Origin of the sequence: Desulfobacula sp., from assembly GCF_014237455.1 — a bacterium.
In the GTDB taxonomy this organism is placed as follows: Bacteria; Desulfobacterota; Desulfobacteria; order Desulfobacterales; family Desulfobacteraceae; genus Desulfobacula.
The window spans coordinates 1-18,388 of the sequence record NZ_JABZFL010000001.1; the positions used below are offsets into that span (position 1 = coordinate 1).

At 40.8% G+C, this 18,388-nt stretch carries 17 protein-coding genes and 1 tRNA gene; 8 read left to right on the forward strand and 10 right to left on the reverse strand.

The annotated features are described in order from the left end of the window. Nucleotides 1–131: 131 nt before the first annotated feature. The 4 genes from HGJ91_RS00005 to HGJ91_RS00020 are packed head-to-tail and all read right to left on the reverse strand — an operon-like array spanning nucleotide 132 to nucleotide 4,610. Nucleotides 132–1,067, reverse strand: coding sequence for a 3-keto-5-aminohexanoate cleavage protein (locus HGJ91_RS00005; RefSeq protein WP_291345609.1), 936 nt, complete (start codon nucleotides 1,065–1,067; stop codon nucleotides 132–134). A gap of 38 nt (nucleotides 1,068–1,105) precedes the next feature. After that, the gene (locus tag HGJ91_RS00010) at nucleotides 1,106–1,588 is read right to left on the reverse strand and encodes an Lrp/AsnC family transcriptional regulator (protein WP_291345610.1); all 483 of its coding nucleotides are present in this window, start codon (nucleotides 1,586–1,588) and stop codon (nucleotides 1,106–1,108) included. Nucleotides 1,589–1,627: 39 nt separating this feature from the next. Beyond that, nucleotides 1,628–2,965, reverse strand: a complete 1,338-nt coding sequence (locus tag HGJ91_RS00015; RefSeq protein ID WP_291345611.1) for an aspartate aminotransferase family protein — start codon at nucleotides 2,963–2,965, stop codon at nucleotides 1,628–1,630. Nucleotides 2,966–2,987: 22 nt separating this feature from the next. Beyond that, nucleotides 2,988–4,610, reverse strand: a complete 1,623-nt coding sequence (locus HGJ91_RS00020; RefSeq protein ID WP_291345612.1) for an aromatic amino acid lyase — start codon at nucleotides 4,608–4,610, stop codon at nucleotides 2,988–2,990. A gap of 423 nt (nucleotides 4,611–5,033) precedes the next feature. Here HGJ91_RS00020 and HGJ91_RS00025 point away from each other — a divergent pair, with 423 nt between their 5' ends. Then, nucleotides 5,034–5,603 carry a lysophospholipid acyltransferase family protein gene (locus HGJ91_RS00025; protein WP_291345613.1) on the forward strand — a complete coding sequence of 190 codons (570 nt, stop codon included), beginning with the start codon at nucleotides 5,034–5,036 and terminating at the stop codon, nucleotides 5,601–5,603. 49 nt (nucleotides 5,604–5,652) lie between these two features. Here HGJ91_RS00025 and HGJ91_RS00030 read toward each other — a convergent pair whose 3' ends face one another. Genes HGJ91_RS00030 through eno form a run of 6 tightly spaced genes read right to left on the reverse strand, consistent with a single transcriptional unit; the run spans nucleotide 5,653 to nucleotide 11,973 of the window. Continuing rightward, nucleotides 5,653–5,937, reverse strand: a complete 285-nt coding sequence (locus tag HGJ91_RS00030; protein WP_291345614.1) for a hypothetical protein — start codon at nucleotides 5,935–5,937, stop codon at nucleotides 5,653–5,655. Nucleotides 5,938–5,942: 5 nt separating this feature from the next. Continuing rightward, nucleotides 5,943–7,526 carry a GMC family oxidoreductase gene (locus tag HGJ91_RS00035; protein ID WP_291345615.1) on the reverse strand — a complete coding sequence of 528 codons (1,584 nt, stop codon included), beginning with the start codon at nucleotides 7,524–7,526 and terminating at the stop codon, nucleotides 5,943–5,945. 12 nt (nucleotides 7,527–7,538) lie between these two features. Continuing rightward, nucleotides 7,539–8,144 (reverse strand): CocE/NonD family hydrolase, encoded by a 606-nt coding sequence (locus HGJ91_RS00040; protein WP_291345616.1) that lies wholly within the window; start codon nucleotides 8,142–8,144, stop codon nucleotides 7,539–7,541. A 53-nt stretch (nucleotides 8,145–8,197) separates the two neighbouring features. Continuing rightward, nucleotides 8,198–9,841: a CTP synthase gene (locus HGJ91_RS00045; RefSeq protein WP_291345617.1), complete on the reverse strand. Its 1,644-nt coding sequence runs from the start codon at nucleotides 9,839–9,841 to the stop codon at nucleotides 8,198–8,200. A 20-nt stretch (nucleotides 9,842–9,861) separates the two neighbouring features. Beyond that, nucleotides 9,862–10,671: a hypothetical protein gene (locus HGJ91_RS00050; protein ID WP_291345618.1), complete on the reverse strand. Its 810-nt coding sequence runs from the start codon at nucleotides 10,669–10,671 to the stop codon at nucleotides 9,862–9,864. 30 nt (nucleotides 10,672–10,701) lie between these two features. Continuing rightward, nucleotides 10,702–11,973, reverse strand: coding sequence for a phosphopyruvate hydratase (gene eno, locus HGJ91_RS00055; protein WP_291345619.1), 1,272 nt, complete (start codon nucleotides 11,971–11,973; stop codon nucleotides 10,702–10,704). Nucleotides 11,974–12,196: 223 nt separating this feature from the next. Between eno and HGJ91_RS00060 the strand changes: the two genes are divergently transcribed. The 7 genes from HGJ91_RS00060 (at nucleotide 12,197) to HGJ91_RS00090 (ending at nucleotide 17,766) form a co-directional block, all read left to right on the forward strand. After that, nucleotides 12,197–12,871, forward strand: a complete 675-nt coding sequence (locus HGJ91_RS00060) for an adenylate kinase (protein WP_291345620.1) — start codon at nucleotides 12,197–12,199, stop codon at nucleotides 12,869–12,871. Nucleotides 12,872–13,027: 156 nt separating this feature from the next. Beyond that, nucleotides 13,028–13,237 carry a 30S ribosomal protein S21 gene (gene rpsU / locus HGJ91_RS00065; protein ID WP_014957311.1) on the forward strand — a complete coding sequence of 70 codons (210 nt, stop codon included), beginning with the start codon at nucleotides 13,028–13,030 and terminating at the stop codon, nucleotides 13,235–13,237. 68 nt (nucleotides 13,238–13,305) lie between these two features. Next, complete coding sequence (locus tag HGJ91_RS00070) at nucleotides 13,306–14,628, forward strand: folylpolyglutamate synthase/dihydrofolate synthase family protein (protein WP_291345621.1); 1,323 nt, start codon at nucleotides 13,306–13,308, stop codon at nucleotides 14,626–14,628. Nucleotides 14,629–14,655: 27 nt separating this feature from the next. Then, nucleotides 14,656–14,731, forward strand: a tRNA-Arg gene (locus HGJ91_RS00075). Nucleotides 14,732–14,740: 9 nt separating this feature from the next. Then, on the forward strand, nucleotides 14,741–15,988 hold the full coding sequence (locus HGJ91_RS00080; RefSeq protein WP_291345622.1) for a glycosyltransferase family 4 protein: 1,248 nt from the start codon (nucleotides 14,741–14,743) through the stop codon (nucleotides 15,986–15,988). Further along, nucleotides 15,975–16,685, forward strand: coding sequence for a class I SAM-dependent methyltransferase (locus HGJ91_RS00085; RefSeq protein ID WP_291345623.1), 711 nt, complete (start codon nucleotides 15,975–15,977; stop codon nucleotides 16,683–16,685). The genes HGJ91_RS00080 and HGJ91_RS00085 overlap by 14 nt, the downstream gene beginning before the upstream one ends. 55 nt (nucleotides 16,686–16,740) lie before the next feature. After that, a complete protein-coding gene (locus HGJ91_RS00090; protein ID WP_291345624.1) occupies nucleotides 16,741–17,766 on the forward strand; it encodes a ChaN family lipoprotein in 1,026 nt (341 codons plus the stop codon). Nucleotides 17,767–18,388: the final 622 nt, after the last annotated feature.

Consider the following 18,388-nt stretch of genomic DNA (forward strand, 5'->3'; position numbering starts at 1 on the left):
TCAACAGGCAAAGAGTACAATTAGAGCACGTGGACAGTACAACTTGACAAAAAAACAACTTTTTTTGTAATGGATGAGTTTATTCTCTTGACAAGGACCTTTTAATGGGTGACCCCGTATATGTATATAACCTAAAAATTAACTTTATCAAGCCCTTTCAATCCAAGGATCCCTCTTGCCTCATCTGATGTTGCAGGCTCAAGGCTCATTTCCCTGGCAACCCGTTTTATCATGTTCACCTGATCAGCACTTGCTTTTGCCATAATGCCTTTTCCTGCATAAATAGAATCTTCAAGTCCCACTCTCACATTTTGTGCCCCCATTGCCATGGCCGTAGTGGTAATAGGAATCTGGAATCTTCCACCGGCTGCAACCGACCAGGTAAAATTTTCTTCCCCAAGCACTTCCTTTGCCTCATCATAAATCAAAACCAGATGTTTGACTGAAGGTGTCATCCATCCGACCATGGGACCGAACACAAACTGGAGATGAACCGGTGGTTTTAAAAGATTTTCTTCCAAAAGCCAGGACACATAGCTGACATGGCCCAGTTCATAAATTTCGATTTCGGGCTTGGTATCAATTTCAAGAAAAGCTTTACCATAAATCATATCATCATTAAAGGTCGGTCTGAAAGTTACATTCTTGCACAACTCAAGATATTCAGGCTCCCAGTCATATTTGAATTCTTTAAAGCGGCCTGCTATCTGGAAAATACCAAAGTTAAAGGGGGCGGGATCAAAAGAACACATTTCCGGCTCCAGTTGCTTGATGGGAATCAATTTTTCTTCAGTGGTCTGATTCATGCCGCCGCCTGTGGTGGGAAGCAGTATCAAATCACATCTGGCCTTGATCTTTGAACATACTTCCATGAAAAGATCCGGATCTGATACCGGCAATCCGTTTTCAGGATTTCTTACATGAATATGGGCAATGGCAGCGCCTGCTTCATGGGCTTTTACCGCATCTTCCACAATCTGATCAGGAGTTATGGGAAGGTAATCACTCATGGTTGGGATATGAACAGATCCGGTAACGGCTGCTGTGATGATTATTTTATTGTCCATTTTTTTATTCTCCTGTTGAAAAAAGTTATAATCGTTTCTTACACCCCATACTCCTCATCCAGGTCAAGGGTAAATATTCTCTTTTCTTTGACATTATCAATCACAAAGGAAGATTTGATAACCTGAATGCCTTCTATCTGGGTGAGTTTCTTATTCATAAACTCTCCATAGGCCTTGATATCCCTTGCAATCACTTTAAGAATAAAGTCATTTGCACCGGCAATCTGGTAGCATTCAATGACCTCATCCAGATTAAAGAATTTTTCTTTTATGGCGGCCACAGAAGAAAGGCTGCTCAAACTTAGGCCGATATTAACCATACCCATAATTGAAAACCCGATTTTTTCAGGATTAAGCACCGCAGTAAAATAAGAAATCACTCCTGCAAGCTCCAGTCTTTTGACCCTTTCAAGGGTTGCAGGAGCTGAAATTCCAACAATTTTAGACAACTTGGAATTTGTTGTTTTTCCATTTTCCTGAAGCGTATTTAAAATCTGTTTATCAATTTTATCCAATACCATTTATTTCCTCATTTTGAACATTTTTTAAATTAAACCAAATTACAAGAGTAAATGGTTATATTTTTCTTCAATCAATGGCAACAATTCTTTTAATGTTTCATCTATTTTATCAACCAAATGCTCAATTTCCTGTTGGGTCATTACAGTTGACAGGATAAACAATCCCCTTGGAATTGTAAAGATTCCTTTGTTCAGCAAAGACAAATGCATCAACGTGTGAAGCTGCTCTTCTGATTTCAAAACCTGCTCAGCTGTTGTTATCGGTTCATTGACAAAATGCAGGTTCAGCAAAGAACCGATCTGATTGGACTGGATATTTAATCCATTGGCTTTAAAGCTTTCCAAAAGGCTCTTCTGAAACTGATCTCCCAGTTTATTAACATAGGCTACCGCAGCTTCGTCATATTTAAACAAGGCGGCATATCCTGCCTGCATCACTGTTTCATACCCGTTAAATGTTCCGGAGTGGTATAATGGCTTGTCCGTACTTTCATGGCAATAAATATTCATGATTTTTTCTTTTCCACCAAACACGCCAATGGGAAGCCCTCCGCCCACAACCTTTCCAACGGTTGTCAGATCAGGGACCACGCTATAAAACGCCTGACACCCACCTATATGGACCCTGTAAGAAAAAATCTCATCAAAAATGAGCAGGACATTATTATCAGACGTCACTTTCCTTACATGCTCAAGATACCCTGGTTCCGGCAGCACAACACCACCTGCACCCAGGAAAGGCTCCATAATGACTGCAGCAAGTTCAGATGCATTTTCCTTCACCACTTTTTCAAATCCATTAAAGTCATTGAACTTTACTTCCAGCATATCTTCGGTCATACCATTGGGAATTCCTGCTGTAATGACATTCTTTTTTGTGGATGCTGCCACGCAGTCATGGGTTCCGTGAAATCCGCCCGTCATTTTCAGAATCTTGTCTTTTTTGGTATAAGCCCTGGCCGTTCTTAAGGCAAACAGAGTAGCTTCTGTTCCTGAATTTACAAACCTGACCCTGTCAAACCCGGGTATTCTTTCACATAAAAGCTTTGCCAGTTTATACTGCCCGGTTGTTGGGGTCGAATACTGGGAGCCTCTTGCAATGCCTTCCTGAACGGCCTTGACAACATCAGGATCACCATGGCCATGAACAATGGCTCCATAGGCATTGGTTACATCAAAAAGTTTATGCCCTTCATGGGTATAAACATAGGCACCCTGCCCGTAATCAATATGAATGGGCCAGGGTTTGAAATAACTTAAGCTTCTGGTTGCACCACCGGGGATATAATTGATCAGTTTTTCATGATGCTCCCTGGAAACTGGAAACTTTTCCATATACGCATCGGCTATCTTCTTTTCAATTTGTTCTTCAATCATGGTGTCGTCCTTAGTTATTTAATTATTCCTTAGTATGAACAATCAAAAGCTCACCAAGTTCATTTTCTATTTTTTCTACAAATTCGCCTGATTCAATTCTTGCTTTGAGTTCTTCAAGATCGTCAATATAAACCTTGTCTTTATCCATATAATCAAGGGTTTCACGCACAGCTTTGTGCATGATTTTCCCTGCGGGGCTGAGTCTCTCAACACCTCTTTGATCGGCTGCCTGGGCAGCACAGAGCAATTCAAAAGAAAGAATATGGTTTGTATTTTCAACAATTTTTCTTGTTTTTCGACCTGCAATCAGACCAAAACTGACTATATCCTGAAAATCAGCAGTGGATGTAATGGACTGAATAGAGGCTGGAACTGCAAGGGTTCTGTTTTCGGCAACAAGTGATGTTGTCATGAACTGACCGCCCATAAGTCCCATTCTAACACCTGTATCTTCCTTACAAAGGAAAGGAGGAAGTCCTGTGCTGTGGGCTTCATCCATGAACCTGTCAACTCTTCTGTCACTTACAACACCAATATTGACCATGGCGATCCCGAGACAGTCCATTGCAAAAGAGATGGGCTGACCGTGAAAATGACCATTATGGAAAAATGTATCCAGCTCCGTAAAAATCAATGGATTGTCATTACTGGAATTAAGTTCCCTTAAAAGAACTTCATGGGCATTTTGCAGAGAATCTTTTGTGGGTCCCACAAATTGAGGTGTGCAACGGATTGAATAGGCATCTTCAACAGGAATATCTGCCACAGCAACACCTTTGTGCTCCTTTAAAGTTGCTTGGAGTTTTATAGAAAGTTCCAGCTCATCAATGGCCATATTGCTTCCTTTGAGAAGCTTGGTTAAATTCATTGCAGTCGCATACTGGCCGGGATGGTATTTCTGCTCGTGAACGATTGGATCAAAAGGATTAAACCTGCCCATTAAAGTTTCAATGGCAAACGCAGCGATTATATCTGAATTTTTCAAAGTATTGGTAGCTTCTGTGATAACCGTACAGGCAAGACCCACCATGCCTGAAGTTCCATTGATCAGGGACAGGCCTTCTTTGGCATTCAAATACATGAGGTCAATACCGGCAGCTTTCATGGCTTCTTTACCCGGCATGAGCTTGCCCTTATAGTTTGCTTTCCATTCTCCAAAAGCAACACTTGCAATACAGCCAAGAGGGCCAAGATCGCCACTGGTACCCAGAGACCCTTTTCTGGGAACAAGCGGGAAAACATGCTTGTTGATCATGTCCAGATAAATTTTCAGATTTACTTCTTTAATACCGGAAAAACCGCGACAAAGTGAATTGGCCCTTGCGATCATAAAGGTTCTGACAAGTGTATCTTCAAAGGGTTTACCCACCTGGGTAGTGATACTTCTTACGAGATTTTTCTGAAAATCATTATCTCTTTCTTTGGGCAGAAGATAGTCAACAAGACCGCCGCAGCTTGTATTTACACCATAAATACAGCGTTCTTCACTGGCCCATTTGTCCACCAGTTCTCTGCACTCCCGAATTTTAGGCCAGTTTTTTTCATCTATCTCAACTTTGATGGATATGTCTTGACCCGCTTTTATCAATTCTTCAATTGTTAATGTATAACCGTCAAGTATGAGTGTATTGTCTTTGATTGGCATGGTTTCCTCCTTAGGTGTGGCAGTTTAATAATTTATAACACTTTGAAAAAAATAGTCATTAAATGAGATATCACGTATTCTGTTTTTTAAGGTTAATCAAATCAATAAATTTCTGTCAAGTATTATTTTTAACTTTATAAGGAAAATTTTAATTTTTTAATAACTATTAAGCCTATATATCCTGATTTTGGTTTATTTTATAAGTTTTTTTCCAAACTTACCTTATTTTAATTTTTGCTCAACTCCTCGTCCATTCCGCCATTCCTACTAAGCCCTGGCACCTATAACCTGCCAAGTTTTCAGCAGCCTTTGTATTAAAATTGTAAAACCCCAACCCACCCATTTACTTATACAACCATTTGTTTATATTCAAACTTTTGTTTTAATCTTATAGTGGGACAAAGAGAATTGAGGCCGACTTTAATGAATAATGGTATATTGCGACCACTTTTTTACGGATTTGCAACCTTTGCGCTTTTTATCATGGGATGGAAGGCTAAGGGGGAAATCCCTGATATAAAAAAATTTGTCCTTATTGCTGCCCCGCATTCATCCAACTGGGATTTTGTATTTTTCTTGTTAATTGTTTTTAAATTCAAAATCCCAACACACTGGATGGGAAAACATGCCATGTTTAAATGGCCGTTTAAATGGCTGCTGAAACAACTTGGCGGCATACCCATTGATCGATCAGGAAAAAATAATATTGTTCGATCCATGACAGAAAATTTTAAAAAGTCAAAAAAATTGATCATCACCATAGCACCCTCCGGTACCAGGGAAAAAGTGATGAAATGGAAAACAGGATTTTATCATATGGCCCGACAGGCAAAAGTTCCTATCGTCTTCGGATTTATTGATTATAAACGAAAAATTATTGGAATCGGCCCTGTATTCACCCCGTCTGGTGATATAGACGCAGATATGCCACTCATAAAATCCTTTTATGCACAATTTTCAGGCAGAAACCTGGAAACATCCCATACAAATTAACAGCACTAATATTTTTTGCAGCCAGACTGACTGCGATCAATAATTAACCTCAGCCAACCGTCATAAAATGAACGGTATCACCCTCATTCAATGGTACATCCATCCTTTCACCATAGGAAAGGTATTTGGACATATTGACAACTACCCGGTATTCAATATCAATTTCATCTTTTTTATCTAATAAGATATTTTTAACGTTAGGGCCGAATTTACTTATCAACCCATTTACCAGATCCTGCAAGGTATTTCCCTGAAAAATAAAATCGAGTTTTTTCTTTTTTTTCATTAGCTTATAAAGGGCTGGTATCCCTTCAATTCTAAATTCTATCTTCATTTATATCATCCTTTATTAGGAATTTTTGACATAATATGTTCTGAAAGAGCTGTGATGGTAAGGCTTGGATTTACACCAAGATTGGCTGAAACAACTGAGCCGTCAGCCACATGGAGATTGGAATAACTAAACAATTCCCCGTTGCTGGAAACAACGCCATTCTTTGGAGAATCGCCCATGCAGCACCCCCCTAAAATATGCGCAGTCGTCGATGTATGTAAAACAACCTCAGGAAACGAGCTTAAAGGAATCCCATCCATTTTCTTTGCCAGACGTTTTGCAGTCTTGTTGGCGATCGGGATAAAGTTTGGAGATCTTTGAAATCCTTCCGGTATTTCAGAATTCATTGATTTGCCGCCAAACCGCCACCATCGCGGCTTATATTTCAGTTTCAAATGATTTTTATCTGTTTGCATCACCAAAAGAACGGACATGGATGCAGCCCTCCCCAAAGGCCATAACAACCGGACAAATCTTAAAGGATGTTTTACAATATTCCCAAGAAATCTTATCACTCTTGGCACCTTTCCCCCGCCGCCGGACATAATGGTTAGAAGATTCAATAAAAAATCAGATCCTTTATTATATCTCACGATTTCAACATGAGTGGTATCATCCGGGTAAATCCCCGATGTTATGGCGATCTGGTCATTCCAGTTGGTTGTTTTATCGTTTGATTTAACACCGATAAGAGCTTCAGAATTGGTTCTCACAAAATTTCCCAGTTCATCGGAAATATTGGGCAGCATTCCCTTGTCCTTGCATTGGCTTAAAAGTTTTACCGTACCCAATACGCCACCGGAAAAGACAACACCTTTCGCCTTATATCGCTTTTCTTTTTTAAAAAGTCCGATGGTGTTTCTTGTGATAACTTCATATCCCCCATGCACCTGTCTGACACCTGTTACATGGGTTTCCGGAATAATTTTTGCGCCCAAATCCTTTGCAAGATAGAGATAATTTTTATCCAGCGTATTTTTTGCTCCCACAGGACATCCGATCATACAGGCGCTGCAAAAAGTACATCCCGTCCGATCCGGCCCTTTGCCGTCAAAATAAGGATCCGGAACTGTTTTATCAGGCTCACCAAAAAAAATTCCCACATCATTTTTATGAAAGGTGTCTTTCCCGGTCATTTCCATGCCTACTTCTTTTAACAGCTTATCAGCCTTTCCCACTTGAGGACTTAAATTTGCTCCCAACATTTTTCTGGCTGTTTCATAATGAGGCATCAATTTTTCTTTAACATTCTCAATACACCAGTCCCGACTTTCAAACACCTCATCGGGGGGGATGAGAAGCTGATTAGCATAGACAAGGCTTCCACCGCCCACACCACCGCCATGAAGGATCATGACATGTTTAAACAATGTAACCATCTGATATCCATAACACCCCATGGCCGGCAGCCAAAAATATTTTCTGATATTCCAGTTAGTCTTTGGAAAATCCTTAGTTTTCCATTCTTTCCCCTTTTCAAGCACCCCCACTCGATACCCTTTTTGAGAAAGCCTTAATGCAGATACACTTCCACCAAAACCTGAACCGATAACAATATAATCAAAATCATGCGATTGTTTTGATCCCATCACACACCCTTTTTATGACAGATAATCTGTCAGTATGGCCTTAAGTTTGTCCAGGCGACCTGAATAAAAATGATCACAATTTTCAATAATTTCGTACCGCGGGACAATCTGCCATCGATTAATATGTTTTCGAATCAGGTCTGCAGGGGCTATATCATCATTGGCCCCGGTCACGATAAGACCTGTAGAAGACATCTTCTCAATATCATCAAAACTTATAAATCCCACAGGGGGTGACACCATAATATGGTCTTCAATTTTACATCCTTTGAAAACCACCCGGGCATTCACCCTTGCGCCAAAAGAATATCCGGTAAGATAAATTTTTTGATATCTATTTTCTTTCAGCCAGGACATGACCGCCCTGATATCTTCCTGTTCGCCGTTGCCATTATCAAACATACCGGTGCTGTTGCCCGTTCCCCTGAAGTTAAACCTCAGCGTTGTAAACCCTTTTTCAAAAAAGGACTCTGCAATGGTCATCACCACCGAATTATCCATATTCCCACCATAAAGCGGATGGGGATGACAGATAATAACAGCATTTTGAGATGTATTTTTCTGCAGGGCCCCTTCAAGCTTTATATTTCCACACTCGATTATAACATTTGACTCCATATACGTAATCCTGTTTTCATGGAAATAAAAACTTTTGCTCTTCCTGTCATGATTTATTTTTTGGCATTTTTTAATGCCGCTTTGATAAACTCTCTGAATAATGGATGCGGGTTTCCGGGTTTGGATTTGAATTCCGGATGAAACTGACATCCAAGATACCATGGATGATCCTTCAGCTCCACGATTTCAACAAGCTCATGATCCGGGGAGGTTCCACTGACAACAAGACCGCCCTCCTCTATCAGTCGGTCTTTATATTCATTATTAAATTCAAACCGATGCCTGTGACGCTCTGAAATTTTTTCTTGTTTATAGGCTGCCATAGCAACCGTATCAGGAACCAGTTTACAAGGATATGCACCAAGACGCATGGTGCCGCCTTTGTCAGAATCCTCATCCCGCTTTTCAAGCTGCCGGGTCTGCTCGTCATACCATTCTTTCATAAGATAAATCACAGGATATGGTGTATAGGGGTCAAACTCCTGGCCATGGGCATCTTCAAGCTTAAGCAGATTTCTGGCTATTTCAATAACAGCCATGTGCATGCCAAGACAAATCCCGAAATAAGGCACCTTATGCTCTCTTGCATATTTTGCAGCAACAATCTTTCCTTCAATCCCCCTTGAGCCGAATCCGCCCGGGACAAGAACCCCGTCACTTTTAGAAAGAATTTCCACAACATTATCTTCTGTCAGGGTTGTTGAATCGATATATTGAAGATTAACCCTGGCATCATTGGATATTCCACCGTGGGTAAGGGCTTCATTGAGGCTCTTATAACTTTCCGTCAAGTCAACATACTTGCCGACAATAGCGATATTTACTGAAAATCTTGGATTTTTAAGTTTTTCGACCATTTCTTTCCATTCGTCCAGCCTTGGCGCCCTTGCCCAGATATTCAGCTTCTTTAATATCTTGTCACCAAGGCCTTCCTTATTATAAACCAGGGGCACCTCATAGATGCAGTCCACATCTTTTGCAGTAAAGACATCATCTGCGCCCACATTACAAAAAAGTGCAATTTTTTCTTTAATTTCCTGGGTAAGATAGCTTTCAGTTCTGCAAAGAAGAATATCCGGCTGAATACCAATGCTTCGAAGCTCTTTTACACTGTGCTGTGTGGGTTTTGTTTTTACTTCACAAGCAGTTTTAATATAAGGAACAAGGGTCAAGTGGATATAGATAACATTGGATGCCCCGGCATCGGTTTTAAACTGCCGGATGGCTTCCAAAAAAGGCAGGGATTCAATATCACCAATAGTACCGCCGATCTCAACAATCACAACATCGACTTCTCCAGCTACAAGGCAGATGCTCTTCTTTATTTCATCGGTAATATGGGGGATAACCTGTACCGTGCCCCCCAGATATTCACCCTTGCGCTCTTTGGTAATCACCAGGTCATAAATTTTACCCGTGGTGAAATTATTGTTTTTACCCAGCTTTGCATGGGTGAATCTTTCATAATGACCCAAATCCAGATCTGTTTCCGCCCCATCATCCGTTACAAACACTTCACCGTGTTGAAAAGGGTTCATGGTCCCGGGATCAACATTTATATACGGATCAAGTTTTTGTATGGTAACTGTCAGGCCGCGGCTTTCAAGAAGCATTCCTATGGCAGCGGATGCAAGCCCTTTGCCTAAAGATGAGAGTACGCCTCCGGTAACAAAAATATACTTGGTGTTTTTAGCCATTATTCCTCACTTGTTTAAAGTTATTCATATAATTTTTTAAATTTTTCTATGCGTTCGTCATGCTCTTCAAAAGAACCCGGATCATTTTGAGGGTGTGATCGCTTAATACGCTCAATATCAAATAAAGACGATGGAAACCCTGATTTTAAATTAACGCTTTCCACGTAAACCATTGCAAACAACTGATTGTCCAAAAAAATACTGCCCTGCATCGGGTACCAGGTTTTACTGACCCGCTGCCAGTTGTTATAGAAAAACTCGGCCAGCCAGCCATTTTTTTCAACCACATATTTAATGGGCAAAAAAGAATCTTTTGCTATCCAGAGCCCTGCAAAAGGTTTGCCTTTTTCCAAAGGCCTGCCGATGACGTAGCAAATGGTATCATTAACTCTTTGAAAGGACACTTTTTCTGTGTCGATACCGGTCAGGGCAAGCTGATTTAAAAGACTTTCATGATCACGATAAAGAAGGATATCCGTATACAGATCAACCAATGATTTATCATGAGAAACAATAACCCCGTCCATCACTTTGATAAATTTGAAATCAGATTCAACACTGAAACTTGTCATGGTGTCTGAAATAATTTCAGATCTGAGCCGATTGGGGTATAAATAAATCAATTTTTCCCCTAATTCCGCAAAGTCTTTTCCCGTATTTTCATAATTTAAGATTTTTCGAGTCTGAAAGGCTTCAATGCCGACAGGCTGTTTGATCTTTCCAACAACAAGGTGCAACAGGTGAGGTGTTTGGGGAACGAATGCCTCACCCGTACCTGGCGCCAGGATGAAAAACAGTAGAAAAAAAATTAGAGGGAATCTCTTTTTCATAACCTAAAGGTCACACGTAAATTAAAAAAATTAAACAAAAAGATTTTCAGGAAATGATGCACTGTCTCCCAGCATTTCTTCAATCCTGATGAGTTGATTATATTTGGCCACCCTGTCACTCCTGGACATGGACCCTGTTTTTATCTGTCCTGAATTTACACCCACTGCAAGATCGGCAATAAAAGAGTCCTCTGTTTCTCCTGACCGATGGGAAACAACCGTTGTATAGCCGGATTCTTTTGCCATTTGAATGGTATCCAGAGTTTCTGTAACCGTTCCGATCTGGTTTAGTTTAATCAGGATTGAATTTCCAATTCCCCGCTCAATTCCTTTTTTAAAAATATCAGGATTTGTCACAAAGATATCATCACCAACAATCTGTATGGCATTTCCCAGCCGTTCGGTCATGATTTCCCACGAATCCCAATCATCTTCAGCAAGACCGTCTTCTATGGAATATAAGGGATATTTTTCAATCAATTTTTCATAATAATCAATCAAATCACCGGGTGAAAGCTTACGGCCTTCTGACTGGAAAACATATCTGCCGTCCTTATAGAACTCTGAAGCAGCTGCATCAAGGGCAATACCAATATCTTTCCCCGGTCTGTACCCGGCCGTCTCAATGGCATTAATGATATATTCCAAAGCCTCTTCATTGGATTTAAGGTTCGGGGCAAACCCGCCTTCATCCCCGACTGCTGTGGAAAGGCCTTCACCCTTTAAGATCTTTGCAAGATGATGAAAAGTCTCAGCGCCCATCCGAACCGCTTCCGTAATAGACTGGGCACCAAAAGGAAGAATCATAAACTCCTGGATATCCAGATTGTTTGGAGCATGAGCCCCGCCATTGATAATATTCATCATGGGAACCGGCAGCACTCTGGCATTAATACCACCCAGATGCTGAAACAAAGGGATCTCACATGCTTTTGCCGCAGCTCTTGCTGCTGCCATGGACACGCCTAAAATGGCATTAGCACCCAGCCGTGACTTATTTTCCGTACCGTCGATATCGAGCATGGTTCTGTCAAGACCTGCCTGGTCCATGGCATCGTATCCAATAATTTCAGGTGCAATCACTTCATTGACGTTGGCAACGGCGTTTAAAACACCTTTTCCTAAAAAACGATTTTCAGAGTTATCCCGAAGTTCCAGGGCTTCCCTGGTACCGGTCGAGGCACCGGATGGAACAGCTGCTCTGCCCTTGGCACCGCAGGCTAAGACAACGTCCACCTCAACCGTTGGATTCCCTCTGGAATCAATTATCTCCCTTGCCCTGACATCAATTAATTCAGTCATGTCCTCCCCCCTTATCCTAAATATATTTTATGCTTATGATTTATAAAATTTTCATGGTTTTTCCTGCTCCCCATTAATAGCAACATCCATTCTGACATTCAAGGCTATTCTCAATTTTTTCCTTAACCTTGACAAATAAAAACGAGTCTTATAATTTAAAAACTTGTCAAGAAAAATTGTGCCGGGTACAGGTACTTAAATTAATACATATAAGGAGTTTTAAATGAACATTCTATTTTTTGGACCAAACGGAAGTGGCAAGGGAACCCAGGGAACTATCCTGAAAGATAAATATGGTATTGCACATGTTGAGTCAGGTGCCATTTTCCGTGAAAATATCAAAGGTGGAACCGAGCTGGGTAAAAAAGCAAAAGAATATATCGATAAGGGTGATCTGGTTCCTGATGAAATCACAATCCCAATGGTACTTGACAGAATAAAACAAGATGACTGCAAAAACGGATGGCTTCTGGACGGCTTTCCCAGAAATAAAGTTCAGGCGGAAAAACTTCATGCATCTTTGGAAGAAGCCGGCATCAAACTCAGTTATGTTATTGAAATGCTTCTTGACAGGCAGATTGCAAAAAACAGAATCATGGGTCGCCGCCTTTGCGAAAATGATAACAACCACCCGAATAATATTTTTATTGATGCCATCAAACCGGATGGAGACAAATGCAGGGTTTGCGGCGGTGCATTAAGCGCACGCGATGATGATCAGGATGAGACTGCCATTGATAAACGCCATTCCATCTATTATGACACCGATACCGGCACACTTGCGTCTTCCTATTATTTCAAAGATGTGGCAGCTAAAGATGATGCTGTCAAATACTTCACGCTGGCCGGTGAAAAAGCACTTCCGGAAGTAACAGCGGAGTTGGTTTCCAAACTCTAAGTCACTTTGATTTAAATTTCGACTTTAATGCCTTTCCGCCTTCAGTTTTAGGTGGAAAGGCATTATTTTTTCCTTGCTTTTAAGGCGTATCTTTGTTACAAAGTTCGGTTATAAATATCTCGATATTTAAATACACTATGAAAGGGGCGATGTTTTTTGAAAGAAATTACAGTCACGGTTATTGATAACGATGTTGAAAGAGCCTTAAGAATATTAAAAAAGAAAATCCAGAACGATGGCCTCTTCAAACGTCTTAAAGTGAAAAAGCATTTTGAGAAACCATGTCAGTTTAGACGACGTAAGATGAGAGAAGCAATGAGAAGGCAAAGAATTGCTGCTTCAAGATCACGTAGAAGACCCAGGTAAACAATAAAATTCGCCCGGTATAAATCATTTGATTCATCATTTATACCGGGTTTTTTTATCTAAAAAAAATGAAAACGACTGCCACCCCACAAAATTCCTATCAGAAATGCCTTGATAAAATTTACAAGCTTGGCCGTTTCGGTATTAAGCTTGAGCTTGATACCATATTAAATATCTTAAAGTTATTAAACAATCCCCAAAAAAACTATCGCCTGATTCACGTGGCCGGTACCAATGGCAAAGGGTCTACTGCCACATATATTGCATCAATCTTACGAAAAGCCGGGTTTAAGACAGGGCTTTATACGTCACCGCATCTGGTTAAATTTAATGAGCGGATTGCAATTGATGGTGAACAGATTTCAAATGAGCAAGTTGTAGACGCCTATCAAGCAGTTCACAGCGTTGACATCGGAAAAAGAAAGGCTACTTTTTTTGAAATTGCGACAGCCATGGGATTTTATCATTTTTCAAAAAAAAACGTGGACTGGGCCGTGATTGAGACAGGTATGGGTGGAAGATTTGATGCCACAAATGTTATCAAACCCCAGGTGAGCGTAATAACCAATCTGTCCATCGAACATACGGATTATCTGGGTCATACCATTAAAGCGCTTGCCAGAGAAAAAGGCGGTATTATTAAACAAAATACGCCTGTTATCACCGGGGTATCCCAGCCTTCAGGGCTTTGTGTCATCAAACAGATTGCAAAAGAAAAATCATCTGATCTCTTTGTTTATAAAAAAGAGTTTTCAGCGAGAAAAAATCCAGGCCGGAACAGATATACTTATAAAGGATTGGACAACCGCTTTCATCATCTGATCAAACCCTTGCCCGGAGAGCATCAGAAAGAAAACTTAAGCCTTGCACTGGCTGCATGCGAACTGATTTTCAGGACATCTGAAAAACCGGACAGCAGATACCATTTAAACGAAACACTGGTCAAAGAAGGGCTTGCTTTGGCCGAATGGCCGGGACGGCTTGAGCATGTCATGGAAAAACCGCTGGTAATCCTTGACGGGGCACATAATCTTCAGGCCGCCAGGGTTCTTGGAAAATATTTATCATCAACTTTGAAAGACAGAAAGCTGACACTTGTCATTGGCATCCTTGATGACAAGCCCTATGAAAAAATGCTTGAAATGCTTGTGCCCTGTGCCCAAAACATCATTATCACAAAGGCTAAAATTGACAGGAGTCTTGAACCGTCTGTATTAAAAAGGGCAGCTCAACGATTCACCCAAAATCCTGTTACCATCATTGAAGATGTAAAGGAAGCGGTTACCTATGCCATTGACACTTCAAAAGATGAAGATGCAGTTTGCATAGCCGGTTCCCTCTATGTGGCCGGTGAAGCCAAAGAAAAATTAGATAATGACCTTGATCATTAGCCAGGGTTTAAGTATTATATGACTTTCGCGCTCGTAGCCCAGGGGATAAGGCGTCAGCCTCCGAAGCTGAAGATCGCTGGTTCGATTCCAGCCGGGCGCACCAGATATACTCATGAATTCATCACTTAAAATAGGCCTTATCAGTTACCGGAGTAATCCCCACTGCGGTGGTCAGGGCGTCTATATCCGACACTTGAGCCATGCCCTTTGTGACCTTGGGCATGATGTCGAGGTTATTGCAGGCCCGCCTGATCCCCTGTTAAATAACAGGCTGAATAACACTGTGACCCTCACCATGCTAAAAACCCTGGATCTTTATAATCCCGAAGATCTTTTCAGGACCCCACGCATAGATGAACTCAAGGACCCCATCAATCTGATTGAATGGCTCGACATCTCTTTAATGGGTTATCCTGAACCCATGACCTTTGGGATGCGGGTAAAAAATCATCTGAAAGAGACAAAAAAGCAATATGATATTATTCATGACAACCAGAGCCTGTCTTATGGTATTTTGTCCCTGGCAAAAAGAATGCCGGTCACAGCAACCATTCATCATCCCATGACAGTGGACAGACGACTTGCGGTCCAAAGCACAAAATCTTTCTTAAAAAAAATCAAGGCGCTTCGGTGGTATTCATTTATCAATATGCAGAAAAGAGTGGCAAAAAAACTGTCCTGTATTATCACGGTTTCTCAAAGTTCCAAAAAAGATATTGCCAGAGAATTCGATATTCCTGAATCAAAGTTTAAAACTATTCCCATCGGCATTGATACCCATAATTTTTATCCTCTGGAGACCGTTAAAAAACAGCCCAATCGCATCATTGTGACCAATAGCGCGGACACTCCCTTAAAGGGACTTTATCATCTTCTTTTTGCCATAAAAGCCATTCTGAAAATACGTCCGGTTAAGCTGGTTGTCATCGGCACCCCAAAAAAGAACGGCGGTATTGAAAACCTGGTTAAAAAACTTGAACTGGGCCGACACATCACATTTACCGGCCGAATCGACCACGAACAATTTGTCAGAGAGTATGCCAAATCAAGCCTTGCGGTTGTACCGTCTTTATATGAAGGTTTCGGACTTCCGGTCGGGGAGGCCATGGCCTGTCGAATTCCGGTGATCTGCACCACAGGCGGTGCATTGTCGGAAGTTGCCGGGGATGCGGCAAAGCTTGTACCGCCCGGGGATGCAAAGGCCTTGGAAAAGGCTATTTTAGAATTACTGGATGATCCTTCCCAGTGCGAGGCACTTGCCCAAAAAGGATATCATCGGGTGTTAAAAGAATTCACCTGGGAAAAAACCGCCATCCGAACTGTTGAAGCCTATAAAGAGATTATCAATGATTACCATTGATTTTAACCAACTTGATATCCATCCTGATGACAGAATCCTTGATATCGGATGTGGCGAAGGCCGGCATACCATCAGGGCCTGCCGGCAAAACAAAACTATGTGTGTTGGGGCGGATTTCGGCTTTAAAAACCTTATTGAGACTAAAAAAAAATTGGCGTTTCACCAGGCCCTTAATGATCTTTGCTGCAAAAGCATTGATCTATCCTGCATGGATGTGACAAACCTGCCGTTTAAAAACAGCAGCTTTGATATTGTTATCTGTTCTGAAGTTTTAGAACATATCCCGGATGATAAAAGAGCCCTGTCTGAGCTTGTCAGAATTTTAAAGCCGGGAAAAATTCTTGCTGTCAGTGTGCCAAGATTTTGGCCGGAGAAAATCTGCTGGCTCTTATCAGATGAATATTTTAATGCCAACATGGGCCATGTGAGGATCTACAAAAAAAATTCCTTGATCATGGCCATTGAATCCCTTGGACTCACCGGTTTTTCTTCCCATTATGCCCACAGTATCCACACCCCTTTCTGGTGGCTCAAATGCTTTGTCGGGCCTGACAGGACCGACTCGAAACTTGTAAATCTTTATCACAGGCTTCTGGTTTGGGATTTGATGAAAAAGCCTAAATCAACTGCATTCATCGACAGATTGCTAAACCCCATCCTCGGGAAAAGTCTGGTTCTCTATTTTAAAAAACAATGAAGTCTGATACCTTCATAAAAGAGGATATGCTTTTTAATGATAAAGGACTCCCACAATGAATCGACTCTTTTTTCTTTTCCTGATTTTTTTTGCCGTATCCATGATTCAATCCTGCACCACAACGAAAAAATCAATAATGAGGAACGATCCTTTTATCGGAAAAATAATTAACACCAAAACAAATCAACCCATGGATTTTGAATCCCTGATCAAGGATATCAGCACCTATGACGTCATCTATCTTTCTGAAAAACATGACAATCCCGAACATCACCGTATCCAGCAGCGCGTCATCCACCGTCTGATTGAAAATGGATTGAATCCTGCCATTGGATTTGAATTTTTTTCCATGGAGGATACCCCTGACCTGCTCAATTTTGTTGATTCCGGAAATGTTGCCCATTCAAAAAAAATAGAAGAAATCATTGAAGCCGACCTGAGAAAAAAACTGAGGTGGGACACCCAGTCAGACCAAATGTGGTGTTACTATTATGATCTTTTGAGTATGGCAAAAAAAGAAAAACTCCAGGTGGCAGGGATCGATCTTCCGGGCACATTGAAAAAAAGAATTACACGGAAAGGAATCAACGGTATCAGTCCTATCGAAAAAGAGCAGGTTTTCTCAACTAAATTGTCTGATGAGGCATACAAAGACTACATGTTTTCCATATTCAAAGCAGTTCACTGCGGCATGGGTCATGGAAAAATGCAGTCAAGACTGTATGACACCTGGGTCGCAAGAAATGATGAAATGGCACTATCCGTCACCCGGCTGTACAACCATCGCAAAGGACCCATAGTCATTATTATTGGCGGCGGCCATACCGAATATGGACTTGGTGTAATCGACAGGGTTGCGACAATTGACAACACGATTAAACAGGTCAACATCGCCTTAAGGGAAATCAGTGTAAACCCATCAGATTTATCGGAATATCTTATGCCGTTGGACCTGGAAGGATTTGAAAAAGTCCCCCCGGCAGACTATCTTTGGTTTACCCAGAGAGTCTCCTATGCAGACCCTTGTGAAGAATTCAAAAAATCTTTACAGAAAATAAAAAGGAAACCTGCCAAGAAATAAACCCCAAGCGGTTTCAGTATTTTTCCTGATGACAAAAATGACCCTATGGTAAAAATTGTCAATACTTTTTTTTCCTTGGGGTAATTTTTGTCACTATTGGACTAAAGTTTGCTGTTTTTTATAAATTTTAAATCAAATTCAGAATTATTCCGCTCTTTGACAGACACAGCCCGGGGTTTGAGATATTTAAGATACCTATACAAATCAAAATGTTTTTCGTTCGTAATTTTAGAAATAATAATGCAAGTAACATTGATTTCTTCAATCCCGAAATAAAATCCTTTTTTCACCATACAATTCTTCATCATCGCAGTTCAATTGGCAAATAGATATTGGTCTCTTATTAGGATTCAACATTTTATTAGGCACAAAAAGCTGCAACAACTGAGATTTATCTAAGATTTTTAATCCAAATTAAACAATCAGTGCTTAAATAATCGATAAAATTGAAAACTCTATTCAAAAATAGGTATTTTTATCTATTGACCTTTGAAATGATTCAGATTAGTTAATTAATAAATTAAACCTTCAGCTTTGCTGATGGTCCAAGCTTTGCTTTGCGGGTAAGTGAGAGATTTACAAAAACAGAATACCTCCTTAAAAAGGGTTTGTGGAGACCCTA